Here is a 16289-nt window from a genome sequence, read left to right as displayed (position 1 = left end):
GCTCCTGCACAGGCAGGAGCTTATGCACCCTTGCACGACATTCCCATGGGCTTCTGCCTGCGCAGGAGCGCACCAAAGGATACCGACATGACCAAGCCCAAAGTCCTTATTTCGGACAAGATGGACCCCAACGCCGCCCGCATTTTCGAAGCGCGCGGCTGCGAAGTGGACGTGATCACCGGTGAAACCCCGGAACAGCTGATCGCCCGCATCGGCGACTACGATGGCCTCGCCATCCGTTCGTCGACCAAGGTGACCAAGGAAGTGCTGGACGCCGCCAAGAACCTCAAGGTGATCGGCCGCGCCGGTATCGGCGTCGACAATGTCGACATCCCCTATGCCTCGGCAAAGGGCGTGGTGGTGATGAACACCCCCTTCGGCAATTCGATCACCACTGCAGAACACGCCATTGCGCTGATGTTCGCGCTTGCCCGCCAGCTGCCCGAAGCCGACGCTTCGACGCAGGCCGGCAAGTGGGAAAAGAACCGCTTCATGGGTGTCGAGCTGACCGGCAAGACGCTGGGCCTGATCGGCGCCGGCAATATCGGCGGCATCGTGGCCGACCGTGCGCTGGGCCTGCGTATGAAGGTCGTCGCCTATGACCCCTTCCTGTCGGCCGAACGTGCCGTGGAACTGGGCATCGAGAAGGTCGAGCTAGACGATCTGCTGGCCCGTGCGGACTTCATCACGCTGCATACTCCGCTGACCGACCAGACCCGCAACATCCTGTCGAAGGAAAACATCGCCAAGACCAAGAAGGGCGTGCGCATCATCAACTGCGCCCGTGGCGGTCTGGTCGATGAAGCGGCCCTGAAGGAAGCGCTGGATTCCGGCCATGTCGCAGGCGCTGCTCTGGACGTGTTCGCGGTGGAACCGGCCAAGGAATCGCCGCTGTTCGGCACCCCGAACTTCATCTGCACCCCGCACCTTGGCGCTTCGACCAATGAAGCGCAGGTCAATGTGGCGCTGCAGGTGGCTGACCAGCTGAGCGATTTCCTGGTCAATGGCGGCGTCACCAATGCGCTGAACATGCCCTCGCTCTCGGCTGAAGAAGCTCCGAAGCTGAAGCCTTATATGGCTCTGGCCGAAAAGCTCGGCTCGCTGGTGGGCCAGCTTACCCATGGTTCGGTGCCGCGGATTTCGATCCACACTGAAGGCGCGGCGACCGAACTGAACGCCAAGCCGATCGTGGCGGCCGTTCTTGCCGGTTTCCTGCGCGTCCACTCGGACACGGTGAACATGGTCAATGCTCCGTTCCTCGCCAAGGAACGCGGCCTTGAAGTGCGCGAAGTGAAGACCGAGCGTGAAGGCGACTATCACACGCTGATCCGCGTTTCGGTGAAGACCGATGCGGGCGAGCGTTCGGTTGCCGGCACCCTGTTCAGCAATTCCGAACCGCGCCTGGTCGAACTGTTCGGCATCAAGGTCGAAGCGGAACTGACCGGCCACATGCTCTACATCGTCAATGAAGATGCTCCGGGCTTCATCGGTCGCATCGGCACCCTGCTTGGCGAAAACAGCATCAATATCGGCACCTTCAACCTCGGCCGCCTTGCGGCTGGTGGCGAAGCCGTGCTGCTGCTGTCGGTCGATACGCCGGTTCCGGCTGACGTGCTCGAAAAGGCTCGCGCCCTGCCGGGCGTGAAGCGGGCCATGCCGCTGAACTTCGCCTGAGGCATCGGCAACAACCGTCTCTCCATGGGCCCGGCCCCGGATTTTTCCGGGGCCGGGCTTTCCATTTGAAGCCCCGGATTGAATTGGGGGTTCGACAGGCCAAGCCCGAGGGGTTAGGGGGCACACCGTCATGAGCGATATCGACCGCGACCTGCTGCCCGAGGGGCTTGGAGACCGGCTGCCGCAGAGCGCGGCCGCCGCCACACGGATCATGCGTGCCATCCTGGATGTGATGGACGCGCATGGATATGACCGCGTGCGTCCGCCGCTGATCGAGTTCGAGAAATCGCTCGCCGCGCGCATGGCGGGCATTCAGCCGCGCCGCATGTTCCGCTTCATCGATCCGGTCAGCCTGCGCACGCTGGCCCTGCGCAGCGACATCACGCCGCAGGTGGGCCGCATTGCCGAAACCGGGCTGGCCGCAGCGCCGCGCCCGCTGCGCCTTGCCTATGCAGGCCCGGTTGCGACCATCAAGGCCGATGCGCTCGATCCGCAGCGCGAACGGCTGCAGGTGGGCGCCGAACTGATCGGCAGCGATGGTGTGGCCGCCGCCGCCGAAGTGGTCGCCATGGCAATCGAAGCGGCCAAGGCCGCAGGGGCTACCGGAGTTTCGGTGGACTTCACTCTGCCCGATCTGGTGGACACGCTGGCAACCAGCATCCTGCCGCTCGATCCGCAGAAGATCGACGCAGTGCGCCGCGAACTGGATTCCAAGGATGCGGGCGGCCTCAAGGCCGCTGGCGGCGAAGCCTATCTGCCGCTGCTTTATGCCACCGGCCCGTTCGAAAGCGCCATAGAGAAGCTGGCCGGCATCGATGTGGGCGGCGTGCTGGAAAGCCGTATCCGCGGCCTGAAGGAAATCGCATCGCGCGTTGCGGGCGCTGCCCGGCTTACGCTGGACCCCACCGAACGCCATGGCTTTGAATATCAGAGCTGGTTTGGCTTCACGATCTATGCCGAAGGCGTGCGTGGTCTGTTGGGCCGGGGCGGCACCTATCGGATCAGCGGCGACGCTGCCGGGGAACAGGGTGGCGGGGAGGCTGCAACCGGCTTCTCGCTCTATCCCGATCCGCTGATCGATGTGGCGGCCAACGGCGCTGCGCGAGAGGCAGTGTTCCTGCCTCTCGGCCACGATCCGGCTGCTGCTGCCAAGCTGCGCGGCGAAGGCTGGCGCACAATCGCCGCGCTTTCGGATGCGGATGATGCGGCCACGCTGGGCTGCACCCACGTGCTGCAAGGCAGCGCGGCCACGCCCTTGTGAAATTCCCCCTCCCACATGGGGAGGGGAGGCATTACCTGAAAATCCGCGTCAGCCAGTCATCCACGGCCTTGGTGGCGGCATAGTCCGGATCGCCCAGGCTGCGGTTGATGGTCATATGGCCCTTCAGCCCCTTGCCGGGGAAGCTCTTCACCGTCACCTCCGTGCCTGCCTTGCGCAGGGCGTCGGCAAGGGCGTTGCTCTGACTTATTCCGTCAGTCCGCTGGACGTGGAGGATCAGGAAAGCCGGGGCATTGGGCCTTGCCGTATGGAAAGTGGGTGAAAGCTCGCGCTGGCGTGCAGGGTCCGTGCCGAAAGCCTTGGTGAACATGTTGCCCAACCACGGACCGCGCGCGGACTTCATCTGTTCGGGAACATTATAGGCAGCGCCATCGATGGGGATTACCCCGGCAATGTCCTGTTCCGTCAGCCCGGCGGCGCGCAGATAGCGCGGATCGGTGCCCACCAGCGCAACCAGATGTGCGCCGGCAGAATGGCCCAACAGCACGACCCGGCTCTTGTCGATGCCCAATTGGCCAGCCCTGTCGAGCAGGGCTTTGAGCGCGTCGGCAACGTCCTGCGCCTGCTGTTCCACCCTCGCATTCGGCACCAGCCGGTAATTGATCGTGGCGAAGTTGTAGCCTTCGCCTGTGTAATGCGGTGCCTTGTCCTTTCCGGTCGCATTGTCCTTGCTACCCTTGGACCAGCCGCCGCCATGGACAAACATCACCAGCGGGGCGGGGCCGCGCACATTCTTCGCGGCGTGGAAGTCCAGCGTCTGCAGCTTGTCCCTGCCGTAGCTGATGGTCTGCTTCGCCAGTGTGCGGGCAGGGGCGGCGCGGGCGGTCTGCGTTCCCTCGCGCGAGGCAGCCCATGCTGCGTCGGCGAAGGTGAGCGTGAGGCTGGAGGCAAAGAGGAGGCCGGAGGCCAAGGCTACGAATTGCATGCGTCTCGTCCTTTCGTGCCCCCGCCGCCCATGGCTATCCATTGCGGAGCGGAAGGCCAGTCGCAAAGTGTCGCGGTCTGTCACCTTGCCCGCACGGCTAGGGCGGCAGCCCCCGTTTCTCAGGTGCAGGGGCCGTATTGCCGCTTGTTGTCGAAACCGTAATACCAATAGCGCGATCCGCTTGCGCCGTTGCTCTTGGTGCAGCTTTCATATCCGGACCGGCTCTGGTCGCGGGCATTGCTGCGGCGGCCCGTGCTTGGTTGATACCGTTGCGCATCGCTCAGCGGCGCTTGCTTACGCGCGGCCTGCTGGGTGGGCTGGCTGGGCCGGGCGGCCACGGCCGGGCGGCTGTTCTGGTCGCGGGCGGCAAAGGCTTTCTCGTTAATGCAGGCGCGCGAATCTCCCCTTGCGCAGGCCCGCCGGGCGTAATCGGCGGCGCTCCGCCAACTGGCGCGCCCGCCCTCCGCATCGGCTGCCAGCGCGCAATCCGCCGGAGTGCCGATGCTGCACACCTTGTCATAGATGGTCGCCCGTTCCTGTGCATTGTAGCTGGTGGTCTTGTTGGCCAGCGCAGAGGCAAAGCCGCAGGTGGGCGCATCGCCCCCGACGCAACCCAGATAGGCATAGCGCGCGACGATGGCCGGGTTCTTCGCAGGATAGCCGGGCTTGTTCATGTTTACCTGAACGGCATAGACGCCGCAGGCACGCGCATCGCCAGCCTCGCAGCCGCGCAGGCGATAGGCGGCCGATTTCGCGTCGTCCTTCGCCACGCCCCGTATGCCGGTATAGCGAAAGCGCAATTCATCGCAGCTTTCGGCCTGTTTGGCATCGCATTCACGGTCAAGCTGCTCGACGCTGCGCTTGGTCAGCGGTACATCCTCTGCCGTTGCGGCGGAGGTCGCCAACAGCGATCCCAACACCGCAAATGCCATCATTATCGCCCGCATTCCCGCATCCCCTGTTGCTTGCCCGCAGAACTCGTCACGGAGGGTAGGGGCGGCCAGCGCGCATGCCAATGCCCTTCAGCCTCACGGCTGCCCGATACACTGCCCGAGACACCGCTTGACTCGCGCCCCGGCCTGCCTCTAGGGCGCGCCCCGCATCCGGGGCTGCTGGTGCGGCTCCCCCGTCCCGTCCCCTGGTCGAGTCCTGTCGAAGGACCTTGCGGATCGAACCGGCAGGAGGGACAAGTACAACCATGGCCAATGTAACCGTGATCGGCGCCCAGTGGGGCGATGAAGGCAAAGGCAAGATTGTCGACTGGCTCGCCAGCCGGGCAGATGCCGTGGTGCGTTTTCAGGGCGGCCACAATGCCGGCCACACGCTGGTTGTGGGCGAAAAGGTCTACAAGCTCAGCCTGCTGCCTTCGGGCATCGTCACCGGCACGCTGTCGATCATCGGCAATGGCGTGGTGCTCGATCCGTGGGCGCTGAAGGCCGAGATCGAGAAGCTCGAAGGGCAGGGCGTCGTCATCAATCCCGACAATTTCGCGATTGCCGACAATTGCCCGCTGATCCTGCCGCTGCACCGCGATCTGGACGGCCTGCGCGAAGCGGCTGCCGGATCGGGCAAGATCGGCACTACCGGCCGCGGCATTGGCCCGGCCTATGAAGACAAGGTCGGCCGCCGCGCGATCCGCGTGTGCGATCTGGCCCATCTCGATTCGCTCGATTCGCAGCTCGATCGCCTGTGCGCTCATCACGATGCGCTGCGCGCCGGTTTCGGGCAGGAACCGGTGGACCGTGCTGCCCTGCTGGCCGAACTCGCGGAAATCGCGCCCTTCGTGCTGCAATTCGCCCAGCCGGTGTGGAAGCGGCTCAACACCGTGCGTAAGGCCGGTGCCCGCATCCTGTTCGAAGGCGCGCAGGGCGTGCTGCTCGATGTAGATCACGGCACCTATCCCTTCGTCACCAGCTCCAACACGGTAAGCGGCACTGCTGCATCCGGCTCGGGCCTTGGCCCCAGTTCCACGGGCTTCGTGCTGGGCATCGTGAAGGCCTACACCACGCGCGTCGGCTCCGGCCCGTTCCCCACCGAACTGGAGGACGAAACCGGCCAGCGCCTGGGCGAACGCGGCCACGAATTCGGCACCGTAACGGGCCGCAAGCGCCGCTGCGGCTGGTTCGATGCCGTGCTGGTGCGCCAGAGCTGCGCCATTTCCGGCGTAACCGGCATCGCGCTCACCAAGCTCGACGTGCTGGACGGGTTCGAAACCGTGAAGATCTGCACCGGCTATCGCCTGCGCGGTAAGGTGCTGGATTACTTCCCCAGCCACGCTGCCGATCAGGCCGAAGTGGAGCCGATCTATGAGGAAATGGAAGGCTGGAGCGGCACCACCGCCGGCGCCCGTTCCTGGGCCGATCTGCCTGCTCAGGCGATCAAATATATCCAGCGCGTGCAGGAACTGATCGAAACGCCCGTTGCACTGGTTTCCACCAGCCCGGAACGTGAAGACACGATCCTGGTACGCGATCCCTTCCTCGACTGATAATGGGCGGGGCGATGGCACAGCGCATCGCCCTTTCCCCCTTCTGCGCCGTCGCGGCACTGGCCCTGTCTTCCTGCACATCCGTGCGGGAGGGGCCGCTGCCGCGCGCCGATCTGGTCCGGGTCGACAAATCGGAGCGCACGCTGACGCTCTATGCCGGGGGCGAGGCTCTCAAGACCTATTCCGGCATTCAGCTTGGCGCCGCGCCACAAGGGCACAAGCAGTTCGAAGGGGACGAGCGGACCCCCGAAGGACGCTACACTATCGACACGCGCAATCCGAACAGCGCCTATCACCTCTCGCTGCGCATATCCTATCCCAACGGGCAGGATCGGGCCTATGCGCAGGCCAAGGGGCGCTCGCCCGGCGGTGACATCTTCATTCACGGCCAGCCCAATGGCCTGCCGGTCGGCCGCATGCCGGGCGACTGGACCGATGGCTGCATCGCTCTGTCCAATTCGGAGATGGATGAGCTGTGGCAGGCGGTGCCCGACGGAACCCCTATCGTGATTATCCCTTAGTTGAACGATCTTGACCTGATCCTTGTTTGTTCTCACTATGTTCAAAACGGATCAGAGTCGCATCGGCTAAGGAGATTGCACGGTGGCACAGGCGCAATTCGCCTATCAGGATATGGGCACGGGCGAAGCCGTAGGACGGCTGCCGCTGGTCGTCTCGATCTTTGCGGACCGTGCCTATGTGCGCGATGAAATCCGCGAGGATGCGCTGGCGGCCGGTTTCCGTGTAGGCCAGTGCGGCGATCTCTCTCTGCTTCTGGCCAATGATGCGATGCCGCTGGGCGAGGTGGTGCTGGTGGATTGCCCGCGCGTGGATGCGGCCGATCTGGCGGCACTGGCCCAGCTGGATATGCGCGTGGCGCGTTCGGCGGCGCAGCTTGTCGTCGCCACCGGGATCGATGCGCTGGACGATGTCTTCGCCTGTGTAGACCAGTCGGGCGCGCAGATTCTGGTGGCTCCCGGCCGGGCCGAACGGATTGTCGCAATCGGTAGGGTGATCGGCCAGGCAGCGCAGATGCGGCTGCGCGAATTGTCCGAGGAAGATCGGGTGCAGCTCATTCGCCTGTCGGAACAGGTGGACGCGCTTGCGCAAAAGATTGACCGGTTGGGGCAGATTCGCCCCGCTGCCGTGGCTGGCTTGCGCCATGGCGAGGAAGGGGCGGCTCAGGTCGAATCCCCTTCCAGCGCGTGGCGCGGACAGGACGAGGAAGAGGATGCTGGCGAGAAGATGCGCCGCGCCGTGCGTCCGGCATTGCCCGATCCGCGCCTCGTGCGGCAGATCATCCGCCAGCGCCAGCTGCGCGCGCGCTATTTCGATGCCGATCTGTTTGCCGATCCGGCATGGGACATTCTGCTCGATCTCACGGCGGCCCGTGCAGAGCATAAGCGGGTTTCCGTCACTTCGCTCTGCATCGCCTCTGGTGTTCCGCCCACTACCGCATTGCGCTGGATCGGGCAGATGACCGAATCCGGCTTGCTGGTGCGCGTGGAAGATGAGGCAGACCGCCGCCGTGCCTTCATCGCCCTCTCCGACAAGGCGGCGGACGGGATGGCCCGCTATTTCGCAGAGGTTGCCAAGGGCGCGGTGCAACTGGCCTGACCCTGCAAAACCGGCATCTGGTGTTCGCACTGCGTTGACCTGCCGTGCAAACCCGTTAAAGGCGCGGCTTCCGAGTGATCGGGCGGTTAGCTCAGTTGGTAGAGCATCTCGTTTACACCGAGAGGGTCGGGGGTTCGAGCCCCTCACCGCCCACCATGGAAATCAGCCAGTTTTGCTTGCTCACTCGCCTCTCATCTGGGCGGCCGTCAGCTTCGGCATCTCGCCGGGGCCAACCGTGAAGACGTCGCGCCATTCGGCGTGTTTGGCATAGCGTGCACGGACATAGGGGCAGATCGGGATCACCTTGAATCCCCGTTCCCGCGCGTCGGCCACCAAATAATCGACCATTGCCGCGGCAACGCCAGTGCCCTTCAGCTCATCCGGTGCGCCGGTATGGTCCGCGCTGATTACGCCCGGCCCGCGATGAGTGAAGGTGATTTCAGCTTCGGCGTCGATTCCCGACACCTTGCCGACATAGCGGCCATGACGTTCGCCATCCTCGATGGTGACGGTGATCTCATGCGGGGTGTCGGTCATGGCTGCGTTCCTTTGAAATCCCTCAATCGGAAAATGCCCGGAGGGAGCGATCCCCCCGGGCATTGCGCCGTCAGGCCGGTGCGAGCGCGCCGAACCTGCCGGAATTGAACTCCGCAATGGCCTCTCGGATTTCCGCCTCGGTGTTCATCACGAAGGGGCCATAGCCGAATACCGGCTCGTCAATCGGTTCGCCGGTCATTACCAGCAGCATGGCATCGCCATCGGCCTTGATCGCCACCTCCGCACCGTCCCGGCTGAGGCGGGCAATCTCCGCTTCGCGCAGGCCCTTGCCGTCGATGGTCACATGGCCGGACAGCACGGCGACCATCGTCGTGTGGCCATCGGGCAGGGGCAGGGTGGCTTCAGCACCGGCAGAGAGCCGCACGTCCCACAGATTGACCGGGGTGAAGGTGCTGGCAGGCCCCTTCGTATCGCCAAACTCGCCCGCGATGATCCGTGCGCGTCCACCCTCGAAGCTGACTTCGGGGATCATGTCGCGGGTGATTGCCTGATACTTGGCCGGAGTCAGCTTGTCCTTCGCGGGCAGGTTGACCCACAGCTGCACCATGCGGAACGGGCCGCCGGTCTTCGAATAACCGGGGGAGTGGAACTCCTCATGCAGCACGCCCGCCCCGGCAGTCATCCACTGGACTTCGCCGGTGCCGATGGTGCCGCCGCCGCCGGAGGAATCCCGGTGGCTCACTTCGCCGTCATAGACGATGGTCACCGTCTCGAAGCCCTTGTGCGGATGTTCGCCCACGCCGCGCGGATGGCCGCCCGTAGGCTCGAAATTCCACGGCCCGGCATAGTCGAACAGCAGGAACGGGCTGATCGGGGCAGTCTCGCCATGATAGCTGAACAGCGAACGCACGGGGAAGCCATCGCCCACCCAATGGGCGCGGTCATTGCGCAGGATCGTTTCGAGAGTCTTCATCGCTCGTACCTTTCAAGGGGGCGTATTCTGCTTTCCGGCCCCGCCCCGGGGCATTGTCTTCTTGCTGGGGGCAACATATGCAGACACTTACATGGCAACAAGTACGGTCTTTGAGGATACTGTGACGGACCACGCGGAGCATGGCGAGGGCGGCTGGAACTGCGCCGCCGAACGGGCGCTGGAATTCCTGTCCGGCAAATGGCGGCCCATGGTGATCTACTGGCTGATGGACGGCCCGCTGCGCTTCAACGAATTGCAGCGCAGGCTTGGCGGCATCACCCACCGCACCCTGTCCAAGACGCTCAAGGAGATGGAGGCCGACGGGCTGGTTGCCCGCAAGGATTATGGCGAAATCCCTCCGCGTGTCGATTATTCGCTAACGCAGAAGGGCGCCAGCCTTCAGCCGGTGCTGCTGGCCATGGAAAGCTGGGCGAAAATCTGGCGATAGGGGGCTGGGTAGCACTGCGGAGAACCAGCTTGCCTGAGCTTTCAAACCCCGCCCGTGCCCGCTAACCCATGCATATGGTGGGGCAACAACTGGACATCGCAATCGCCGGATGCGGCATGGCGGGGCTTGCTTCGGCCCTGCTGCTCCATCGGCAGGGGCACCGCGTCACTCTTTACGAACGGTTCGATCAGCCGCGCCCGCTCGGTTCCGGCCTGATGGTGCAGCCTACCGGGCTGGCTGTGCTGGACGGGCTGGGGCTGGCCGGGCGTGTGCTGCGCGATGGGGCGCCCGTCAGCCGTCTGCTGGGTCGCAATGCCGCGGGCCGGGTGGTGCTGGATGCCCGCTATGGCGATCTTTCGCAGCCGGGTGCTTTCGGGATCGGCATTCACCGGGCGAGCCTGTTTTCCGCGCTCTACGATGCCGTGCTGGCGCAGGGGATCGCGGTGCGCACGTCCTGCGAAGTGGCCGGTTCGAAATTGACGGAAGGCGGGCGGCGCATCGTCTTTGCCGATGGCGGGACATCGCCGGTCCATGACCTTGTTGTCGATACGCTGGGCCTGCACACCACGCTTGCCCCGCCTACGGGCAAATGGCTCGATTACGGCGCGCTGTGGACCACGCTCGACTGGCCGGAGGAATCCGCCTTCGATGCCACGTTGCTGGAACAGCGATACCGTGCGGCGCGCCAGATGGTGGGGGTGCTGCCCGTTGGGCGCGGCAGGCTGGCCCTGTTCTGGTCCTTGCGGGCCGATGCACTGGATGGCTGGAAGGCGGCTGGCCTTGCCGCTTGGAAGGACGAGGTGCGGCGTCTGTGGCCTGAATGCGCGGTGCTGCTGGACCAGATCCGCGATCCGCAGGAACTCACCTTTGCCCGCTATGCCCATCGCACCTTGCCGCGCCCGGTGGACGATCGGCTGATCCATATCGGCGATTCCTGGCACTCTGCCAGCCCACAACTGGGTCAGGGTGCGAATATGGCGCTGCTCGATGCCTGGGCGCTGTCCGTCGCGCTGGGCGGGGAGGGCACGCTGCAGGCCCGGTTGGAGCGGGCGATTGCCCTGCGGCGCGGCCATGTGAAGCTCTACCAATGGCTCACTGCCCTGTTCACTCCGCTTTACCAGAGCGATGCGGCCTTGCCCGCCTTGCTGCGCGACCGGCTGCTGGCGCCGCTTTCCCGCGTGGGGCCGGGCGGGGCTGTGCAGGCGCTCTTGGTCGGCGGGCTTGCCGGCGCCCCGCTCAGGCGGCTGGGGCTGGAAATGCCGGACTATGTTCGGCTGGCTGAGGGCACTCAGCCCAGCGTGACGGTGGCCGTCCCGGCATAGCCTTTTTCAACGCTGCCGTTGAGTCGGATGGTCTGCGCGGCGCGTTCATCCTCCGGGCCTGAGAAGGCGAAATCGCGCGCGGCGGGCCAGCGGGACAGATTGTCGAGGCTGGAGCCATATTCGGCGCGCGCCCGATAGATTTCCGCGCATTCCGCCTCGGTGAAGGCGAGTTGCGATACGAGCAGGCTGGAATGGCCGCTGGTCGCCTGCTCAAGGCTTTCGAACACTTCGATATGCACATGCGGCGCACGGCCGCCGTAACAACCGGGCACGATGGTGGTGAAGTGTGCCACACCATCCCCGTCGCTCACTTGCATGCCGCGCAGCCAGTTCACATCCTCGCGATTGTAGAGCGAGTAATCCCCCGCGGCATCGCATTGCCACAGATAGAGCGCGCGGCCCGCCAGCGGCGTGCAGCCTTGCGCATCCACCAGCCTGATCGCGCAGTCGAGCTTCACGCCCGGCGCTTCGCCCGCCATTCCGGCAAAGCTGGTGCGAATGTCCTGCCGCACGAGGCCCTGCTGGCCAAAGACGGACAGGGTTCGCCCGCTGGCGCGCGTGCCGTCAGCAGGGAAGGGGCCGCGAATCTCCGTTGGGGTTATCAGGCATTGCGCGCCCTTTGCCGTGCGCGCCGCCACGGTTTCCTGACATGCCGCCGCCAGCCCGCCCAGTCCCATCGCCGCCAGCCCCAGTGCCTGTCGGCGCGAGGCGAGGGCGGCCAGATCGGTGGCGAGGCGCGATGGCATGCGTCAGCCCGCGCCGCCCATGGCTTCGGAAATCAGGGCCCTGGCTTCCTCGCCCTCCCAGTCGAAGGCGCCGGTCACGCGGGCGACTTCCTTGCCGCTGGCATCGTAGAGGAAGGTTGTCGGCAGGTCCGAAGTGCCTGAATTGAAGCTGAGATCGCTCTTGGTATCGAGCCACGGCTCGAGATGGGCGAATTTGCCTTCGGTGAAGAAGGGCGTGACCACTTCGGCGCCCTTCATGTCCTGGCTGATCGTCACCACGCGCAGCTTGCCCTGATGCTCGCCCGCAATGGCATCCAGCACCGGCATTTCCGCCTTGCAGGGCGCGCACCATGTGGCCCACAGGTTCAGCAGCACCGGCTGCCCTTTCAGGCTGGCGAGGTCCAGTGTCTTGCCCGAAGGGTCGGTCGCAGTGAATTCGGGCAGGGTTTCGCCTGCGAATTTGCGGCTTACAGGCCCTTCCTTGGCGCTTTGAGTGGCCGTTGTGTCGCCCTGTGGTTGCGCGTCGGTGCCGCTTTCCCTATCGCACCCCGCCAGTGAGACGGCAAAGCCGAGTGCGAGCGCAAGCGTGACGGACAACGAACGGGACATGGGAAACAGCTCCAATCAGATGTGGGGCGGGCGCTTTGCTGAAGGCCCGTCGGCAATCATGCGCGAAATTAACGCGTCGATCCCGTTCGACAAGGCATTGTGGCGACAGGACATCGCTGCGAGCAAGGCCCATGTCGCCATGCTGGGCGCACGGGGCATTGTCTCTGCCGAAGATGCGCAGGCGATTGCTGCCGGTCTGGATCAGGTTGCCGCCGAATATGAGGCCAATGGCGTTCCCGAGGACTGGGATCTCGAAGATATTCACATGACCACCGAAAGCCGCCTTGCCGAATTGATCGGCGCGGCAGCGGGCCGCTTGCACACTGCGCGCAGCCGCAACGATCAGGTGGCTACCGATTTCCGCCTGTGGGTGCGCGATGCGATTGACGAGGTCGATGCCGGTCTCGCCGCCCTGCAGCGCGCTTTGGTGACGCGGGCGGGCGAACATGCCCATTCGATCATGCCGGGCTTCACTCATCTGCAGGTGGCCCAGCCTGTCACGCTCGGCCACCATTTGATGGCCTATTACGAGATGCTGCGGCGGGATCGCTCGCGCTTTGCCGATGCGCGCGCGCGGCTCAATGAATGCCCCCTCGGTTCGGCCGCGCTGGCCGGTACGGGCTTTGCTATCGACCGGCAGGCGACCGCTTCCGCGCTGGGTTTCGCCAAGCCGACCGACAACAGCCTCGATTCGGTGTCGGATCGCGATTTCGCGCTCGATTACCTGATGGCCGCCTCGCAATGCTCGCTGCACCTGTCGCGGCTGGCGGAAGAGATGATCATCTGGGCCAGCCAGCCCTATGGTTTCGTGCGGATGCCCGATGCGCTTTCCACCGGCAGTTCGATCATGCCGCAGAAGAAAAATCCCGACGCGGCGGAACTGGTGCGGGGCCATTCGGGGCGGATCGTGGGCTGCGCCACGGCGCTGATGATCACCATGAAGGGCCTGCCGCTCGCCTATTCGAAAGACATGCAGGACGATAAGCCGCCTGTATTCGAAGCGGCCGGGTTGCTGGGCTTGTCCATCGCGGCGATGGAAGGCATGGTCGCCAAGGCTACTTTCAACACTGCGCGGATGCGGCAGGCGGCCGAACTCGGCTATGCCACGGCAACCGATCTGGCCGACTGGCTGGTGCGGCAAGCGAACATCCCCTTCCGCGAGGCGCATCACATCACGGGCGCGGCAGTGAAATTGGCCGAAAGCAAAGGGATAGCGCTTGAAGCTCTGCCTATGGACGAGCTTCAGGCTATCGATCCTCGTATCGACGACCGGGTCTATTCCGCGCTTTCTGTCGAAGCATCGGTCGCATCGCGCGCCAGCCATGGCGGAACCGCGCCTTCCGAGGTAGAAAAGCGGATCGCACAAGCGCGCAGCGCGCTGGAAATGGACGCATGAAGCATTCCGCCACACTCCTCCTCCTGCCCGGTTTCGCGCTGCTTGCCGCCTGCGGGCAGACGGCGGAGCTGCGGCCGGAAACGGGCAAGCAACTGCCCGAGGCACCCTATGGCCGGGAAGAACGCCTCTCTGCTGAAGAACTTATGGAGACGGCACCGCAAGCCGCGCCCGAACGCAGCGTGGAATTGCGCCGCCGATCCGAAGAACGTGAGGATGATCCCTTCGATCTCCCGCCCGAATAACAGGTAACCATGGACCATTTCGAACTCAGGAACGGCGAGCTTTACGCCGAAGACGTGCCGCTGGCCCGCATCGCGGCTGAAATCGGCACGCCCGTTTATGTCTATTCCCGCGCCACGCTGGAACGCCACGCACGCGTTTTCCGTGAAGGCCTTTCGATCCTTCCGAAGGTGCATGTCGCCTTCGCGGTGAAATCGAACCCCAATCTGGCCGTGCTGAAGATCCTCCAGCGCGAAGGCTATGGCGCCGACGTCGTCTCGGGCGGCGAGCTGGAACGCGCCCTGCGCGCCGGAATGCCGGCTGAAGATGTAGTGTTCTCCGGCGTGGGCAAGACTGCGCGGGAATTGCTGCGCGGGATCGAGGCCGGGATCGGCCAGTTCAACATCGAATCCGAGGAAGAAGGGCGCGAGCTTGCCGCCCTGGCCGAGGCGATGGGGCAGAGCGCGCCCTGCGCCCTGCGCGTGAACCCGGATATCGACGCGGGCACGCATGACAAGATTTCCACCGGCAAGGCCGACAACAAGTTCGGCGTGCCGATTGACGAAGCGCCCGGCATTTATGCGCGGCTTTCCGCGCTGCCCGGCCTCGATATGCGCGGCGTGGCCGTTCATATCGGCAGTCAGCTTTCTGATCTCGCTCCGCTGGAAAAGGCCTTCACGCGCCTTGGCCGCCTGATTGCCGAACTGCGTGCGGCTGGCCTCAAGGTGACCCATGCCGATCTCGGCGGCGGCCTTGGCGTGCCCTACAAGGCGGGCGAAGTCATGCCGAGCCCGGCGGAATATGGCGAAATGGTCGCCCGCGTGACGAAGGACTGGGACGTTACCCTGATGTTCGAACCGGGCCGCGTGATCGCCGGCAATGCGGGTATCCTGCTCACTTCGGTGGTGCGGGTGAAGCGCAACGGCAATCGCGACCCCTTCGTGATCGTGGACGCGGCGATGAACGATCTCGCCCGCCCGGCGCTCTATGGTTCATGGCACGATTTCGACGCAGTGCGCCCCAGCGGCGCGAAGATGACCGGCAATATCGTCGGCCCGATCTGCGAAACCGGCGACACTTTCGCCATGGGCCGCCACATGGATGCGCTGGAGGCAGGCGATCTGGCCGTGTTCCGTACGGCCGGTGCCTATGGTGCCACCATGGCATCTTCCTACAACAGCCGCGGCTTCGTGCCCGAAGTGCTGGTGGACGGGGATCGCTATGCCGTGGTGGCAGACCGGATCGCGCCAGAAGCCATCGCCGATGCTGAGCGGGTGCCGGACTGGCTGCTGGGCTGATGCAGTCCCTTCCGCTCTTCCACCGCATTGCCGGGCAGCCGGTGATCGTGCTGGGGGAAGGGCCTGCTGCCGAGCCCAAGCGCCGCCTTGTCGAGCGGGCAGGCGGTGAAGTGATCGATACTATCGAACTGGGCTGGTCGCGCGGGGCGCGGCTGGCCTTTGTCGCGCTGGACAGTCAGGCGGCGAATGAAGAAGCCGCAAAGCGCCTGAAGGCGCGCGGCGTACTGGTGAACGTGGTCGACCGGCCGGACCTGTGCGATTTCACGACGCCCAGCATTCTGGAACGCGATCCGGTGCTGGTGGCCATCGGCACGGGCGGGGCATCCGCCGGGCTGGCCAAGCAATTGCGCCTGCGGCTCGAATCGCTGCTGCCAGCCACACTCGGCACACTGGCCGAATCGCTGCAATCAGCGCGGGAGAAACTGCGCGCACGCTGGCCTTCGCCCGCTGACCGGCGCCAGGCGCTCGATGTGGCTCTGGGTCCGGGCGGGGCGCTCGATCCCCTGCGCGAGGAAAGCGCGGATGCAGTGGAAGGCTGGCTTGACGGGGCGGAGACGGAAAAGCCGCTCGGCCACGCGATTATTGCGCTGCGTAGCGCCAACCCCGACGATTTGACGCTGCGCGAGGCACGCCTGCTTGGCAGTGCGGATGTGCTGCTGGTGGGGCAGGGCATTCCGCAGGCGATTCTCGACCGGGCGCGGGCCGATGCCCTGCGCCGTCCGCTGCCCTATGAGGGCGAATTGCCCAAGGGGCTGGTGGTGGAATTGCGGCGGAACTAATCCGTATCCGCCTGTCCTTCGACAAGATCAGTACGAACG

At 64.9% G+C, this 16289-nt stretch carries 17 protein-coding genes and 1 tRNA gene; 12 read left to right on the top strand and 6 right to left on the bottom strand.

Going from position 1 to position 16289, the window contains the following annotated elements; genetic code table 11:
• Nucleotides 1–87 precede the first annotated feature (87 nt).
• Both serA and SZ64_RS08650 read left to right on the top strand, forming a co-directional pair.
• On the top strand, nt 88–1674 hold the full coding sequence (serA, locus tag SZ64_RS08655; RefSeq protein ID WP_054532173.1) for a phosphoglycerate dehydrogenase: 1587 nt from the start codon (nt 88–90) through the stop codon (nt 1672–1674).
• Between the two features lie 130 nt (nt 1675–1804).
• Complete coding sequence (locus tag SZ64_RS08650) at nt 1805–2935, top strand: ATP phosphoribosyltransferase regulatory subunit (RefSeq protein WP_054530444.1); 1131 nt, start codon at nt 1805–1807, stop codon at nt 2933–2935.
• A 31-nt stretch (nt 2936–2966) separates the two neighbouring features.
• Here the strand turns inward: SZ64_RS08650 and SZ64_RS08645 are convergent, their stop codons facing one another.
• Both SZ64_RS08645 and SZ64_RS08640 read right to left on the bottom strand, forming a co-directional pair.
• Complete coding sequence (locus SZ64_RS08645; RefSeq protein WP_054530443.1) at nt 2967–3878, bottom strand: alpha/beta hydrolase; 912 nt, start codon at nt 3876–3878, stop codon at nt 2967–2969.
• 119 nt (nt 3879–3997) lie between these two features.
• On the bottom strand, nt 3998–4813 hold the full coding sequence (locus SZ64_RS08640; RefSeq protein WP_054530442.1) for a hypothetical protein: 816 nt from the start codon (nt 4811–4813) through the stop codon (nt 3998–4000).
• Nucleotides 4814–5076: 263 nt separating this feature from the next.
• On the opposite strand from SZ64_RS08640, the gene SZ64_RS08635 reads away from it, so the two are divergent.
• The 4 genes from SZ64_RS08635 (at nt 5077) to SZ64_RS08620 (ending at nt 8139) form a co-directional block, all read left to right on the top strand.
• On the top strand, nt 5077–6366 hold the full coding sequence (locus SZ64_RS08635; protein ID WP_054530441.1) for an adenylosuccinate synthase: 1290 nt from the start codon (nt 5077–5079) through the stop codon (nt 6364–6366).
• Nucleotides 6367–6380: 14 nt separating this feature from the next.
• A complete protein-coding gene (locus tag SZ64_RS08630) occupies nt 6381–6887 on the top strand; it encodes a L,D-transpeptidase family protein (protein ID WP_054532172.1) in 507 nt (168 codons plus the stop codon).
• 82 nt (nt 6888–6969) lie between these two features.
• Complete coding sequence (locus SZ64_RS08625; RefSeq protein ID WP_241773012.1) at nt 6970–7983, top strand: winged helix DNA-binding protein; 1014 nt, start codon at nt 6970–6972, stop codon at nt 7981–7983.
• Between the two features lie 80 nt (nt 7984–8063).
• A tRNA-Val gene (locus SZ64_RS08620) sits at nt 8064–8139 on the top strand.
• Between the two features lie 24 nt (nt 8140–8163).
• Here SZ64_RS08620 and SZ64_RS08615 read toward each other — a convergent pair.
• Nucleotides 8164–8520, bottom strand: a complete 357-nt coding sequence (locus SZ64_RS08615) for a GNAT family N-acetyltransferase (protein WP_054530440.1) — start codon at nt 8518–8520, stop codon at nt 8164–8166.
• A 70-nt stretch (nt 8521–8590) separates the two neighbouring features.
• Nucleotides 8591–9454: a pirin family protein gene (locus tag SZ64_RS08610; RefSeq protein WP_054530439.1), complete on the bottom strand. Its 864-nt coding sequence runs from the start codon at nt 9452–9454 to the stop codon at nt 8591–8593.
• A gap of 91 nt (nt 9455–9545) precedes the next feature.
• Between SZ64_RS08610 and SZ64_RS08605 the strand changes: the two genes are divergently transcribed.
• Both SZ64_RS08605 and SZ64_RS08600 read left to right on the top strand, forming a co-directional pair.
• A complete protein-coding gene (locus SZ64_RS08605; RefSeq protein WP_082384731.1) occupies nt 9546–9902 on the top strand; it encodes a helix-turn-helix domain-containing protein in 357 nt (118 codons plus the stop codon).
• A 74-nt stretch (nt 9903–9976) separates the two neighbouring features.
• Nucleotides 9977–11224 (top strand): NAD(P)/FAD-dependent oxidoreductase, encoded by a 1248-nt coding sequence (locus SZ64_RS08600; RefSeq protein WP_054532169.1) that lies wholly within the window; start codon nt 9977–9979, stop codon nt 11222–11224.
• Here SZ64_RS08600 and SZ64_RS08595 read toward each other — a convergent pair.
• Both SZ64_RS08595 and SZ64_RS08590 read right to left on the bottom strand, forming a co-directional pair.
• The gene (locus tag SZ64_RS08595; RefSeq protein ID WP_054530438.1) at nt 11191–11970 is read right to left on the bottom strand and encodes a hypothetical protein; all 780 of its coding nucleotides are present in this window, start codon (nt 11968–11970) and stop codon (nt 11191–11193) included. The genes SZ64_RS08600 and SZ64_RS08595 overlap by 34 nt on opposite strands.
• 3 nt (nt 11971–11973) lie before the next feature.
• Nucleotides 11974–12558, bottom strand: coding sequence for a TlpA disulfide reductase family protein (locus tag SZ64_RS08590; protein ID WP_054530437.1), 585 nt, complete (start codon nt 12556–12558; stop codon nt 11974–11976).
• Between SZ64_RS08590 and argH the strand changes: the two genes are divergently transcribed.
• Genes argH through SZ64_RS08570 form a run of 4 tightly spaced genes read left to right on the top strand, consistent with a single transcriptional unit; the run spans nt 12557 to nt 16250 of the window.
• On the top strand, nt 12557–13954 hold the full coding sequence (argH, locus tag SZ64_RS08585; protein WP_082384490.1) for an argininosuccinate lyase: 1398 nt from the start codon (nt 12557–12559) through the stop codon (nt 13952–13954). The genes SZ64_RS08590 and argH overlap by 2 nt on opposite strands.
• A complete protein-coding gene (locus tag SZ64_RS08580) occupies nt 13951–14196 on the top strand; it encodes a hypothetical protein (RefSeq protein WP_054530436.1) in 246 nt (81 codons plus the stop codon). The genes argH and SZ64_RS08580 overlap by 4 nt, the downstream gene beginning before the upstream one ends.
• Nucleotides 14197–14205: 9 nt before the next feature.
• Nucleotides 14206–15471 carry a diaminopimelate decarboxylase gene (gene lysA / locus SZ64_RS08575; protein WP_054530435.1) on the top strand — a complete coding sequence of 422 codons (1266 nt, stop codon included), beginning with the start codon at nt 14206–14208 and terminating at the stop codon, nt 15469–15471.
• Nucleotides 15471–16250, top strand: a complete 780-nt coding sequence (locus SZ64_RS08570; RefSeq protein ID WP_054530434.1) for a bifunctional precorrin-2 dehydrogenase/sirohydrochlorin ferrochelatase — start codon at nt 15471–15473, stop codon at nt 16248–16250. The genes lysA and SZ64_RS08570 overlap by 1 nt, the downstream gene beginning before the upstream one ends.
• Nucleotides 16251–16289: the final 39 nt, after the last annotated feature.

The organism is Erythrobacter sp. SG61-1L (assembly GCF_001305965.1).
GTDB lineage: Bacteria > Pseudomonadota > Alphaproteobacteria > Sphingomonadales > Sphingomonadaceae > Andeanibacterium.
Note: the sequence above shows the minus strand (reverse complement) of the source record. Positions and strands in the feature narration are given on the sequence as shown.

Coding starts and splice junctions, on each gene's coding strand:
- lysA (WP_054530435.1), top strand. CDS start 14,206: ATGGACCATTTCGAACTCAGGAACGGCGAGCTTTACGCCGAAGACGTG.
- SZ64_RS08600 (WP_054532169.1), top strand. CDS start 9,977: ATGGTGGGGCAACAACTGGACATCGCAATCGCCGGATGCGGCATGGCG.
- SZ64_RS08615 (WP_054530440.1), bottom strand. CDS start 8,520: ATGACCGACACCCCGCATGAGATCACCGTCACCATCGAGGATGGCGAA.
- SZ64_RS08605 (WP_082384731.1), top strand. CDS start 9,546: ATGGCAACAAGTACGGTCTTTGAGGATACTGTGACGGACCACGCGGAG.
- SZ64_RS08595 (WP_054530438.1), bottom strand. CDS start 11,970: ATGCCATCGCGCCTCGCCACCGATCTGGCCGCCCTCGCCTCGCGCCGA.
- SZ64_RS08570 (WP_054530434.1), top strand. CDS start 15,471: ATGCAGTCCCTTCCGCTCTTCCACCGCATTGCCGGGCAGCCGGTGATC.
- serA (WP_054532173.1), top strand. CDS start 88: ATGACCAAGCCCAAAGTCCTTATTTCGGACAAGATGGACCCCAACGCC.
- SZ64_RS08645 (WP_054530443.1), bottom strand. CDS start 3,878: ATGCAATTCGTAGCCTTGGCCTCCGGCCTCCTCTTTGCCTCCAGCCTC.
- SZ64_RS08590 (WP_054530437.1), bottom strand. CDS start 12,558: ATGTCCCGTTCGTTGTCCGTCACGCTTGCGCTCGCACTCGGCTTTGCC.
- SZ64_RS08650 (WP_054530444.1), top strand. CDS start 1,805: ATGAGCGATATCGACCGCGACCTGCTGCCCGAGGGGCTTGGAGACCGG.
- argH (WP_082384490.1), top strand. CDS start 12,557: ATGGGAAACAGCTCCAATCAGATGTGGGGCGGGCGCTTTGCTGAAGGC.
- SZ64_RS08640 (WP_054530442.1), bottom strand. CDS start 4,813: ATGATGGCATTTGCGGTGTTGGGATCGCTGTTGGCGACCTCCGCCGCA.
- SZ64_RS08610 (WP_054530439.1), bottom strand. CDS start 9,454: ATGAAGACTCTCGAAACGATCCTGCGCAATGACCGCGCCCATTGGGTG.
- SZ64_RS08635 (WP_054530441.1), top strand. CDS start 5,077: ATGGCCAATGTAACCGTGATCGGCGCCCAGTGGGGCGATGAAGGCAAA.
- SZ64_RS08580 (WP_054530436.1), top strand. CDS start 13,951: ATGAAGCATTCCGCCACACTCCTCCTCCTGCCCGGTTTCGCGCTGCTT.
- SZ64_RS08630 (WP_054532172.1), top strand. CDS start 6,381: ATGGCACAGCGCATCGCCCTTTCCCCCTTCTGCGCCGTCGCGGCACTG.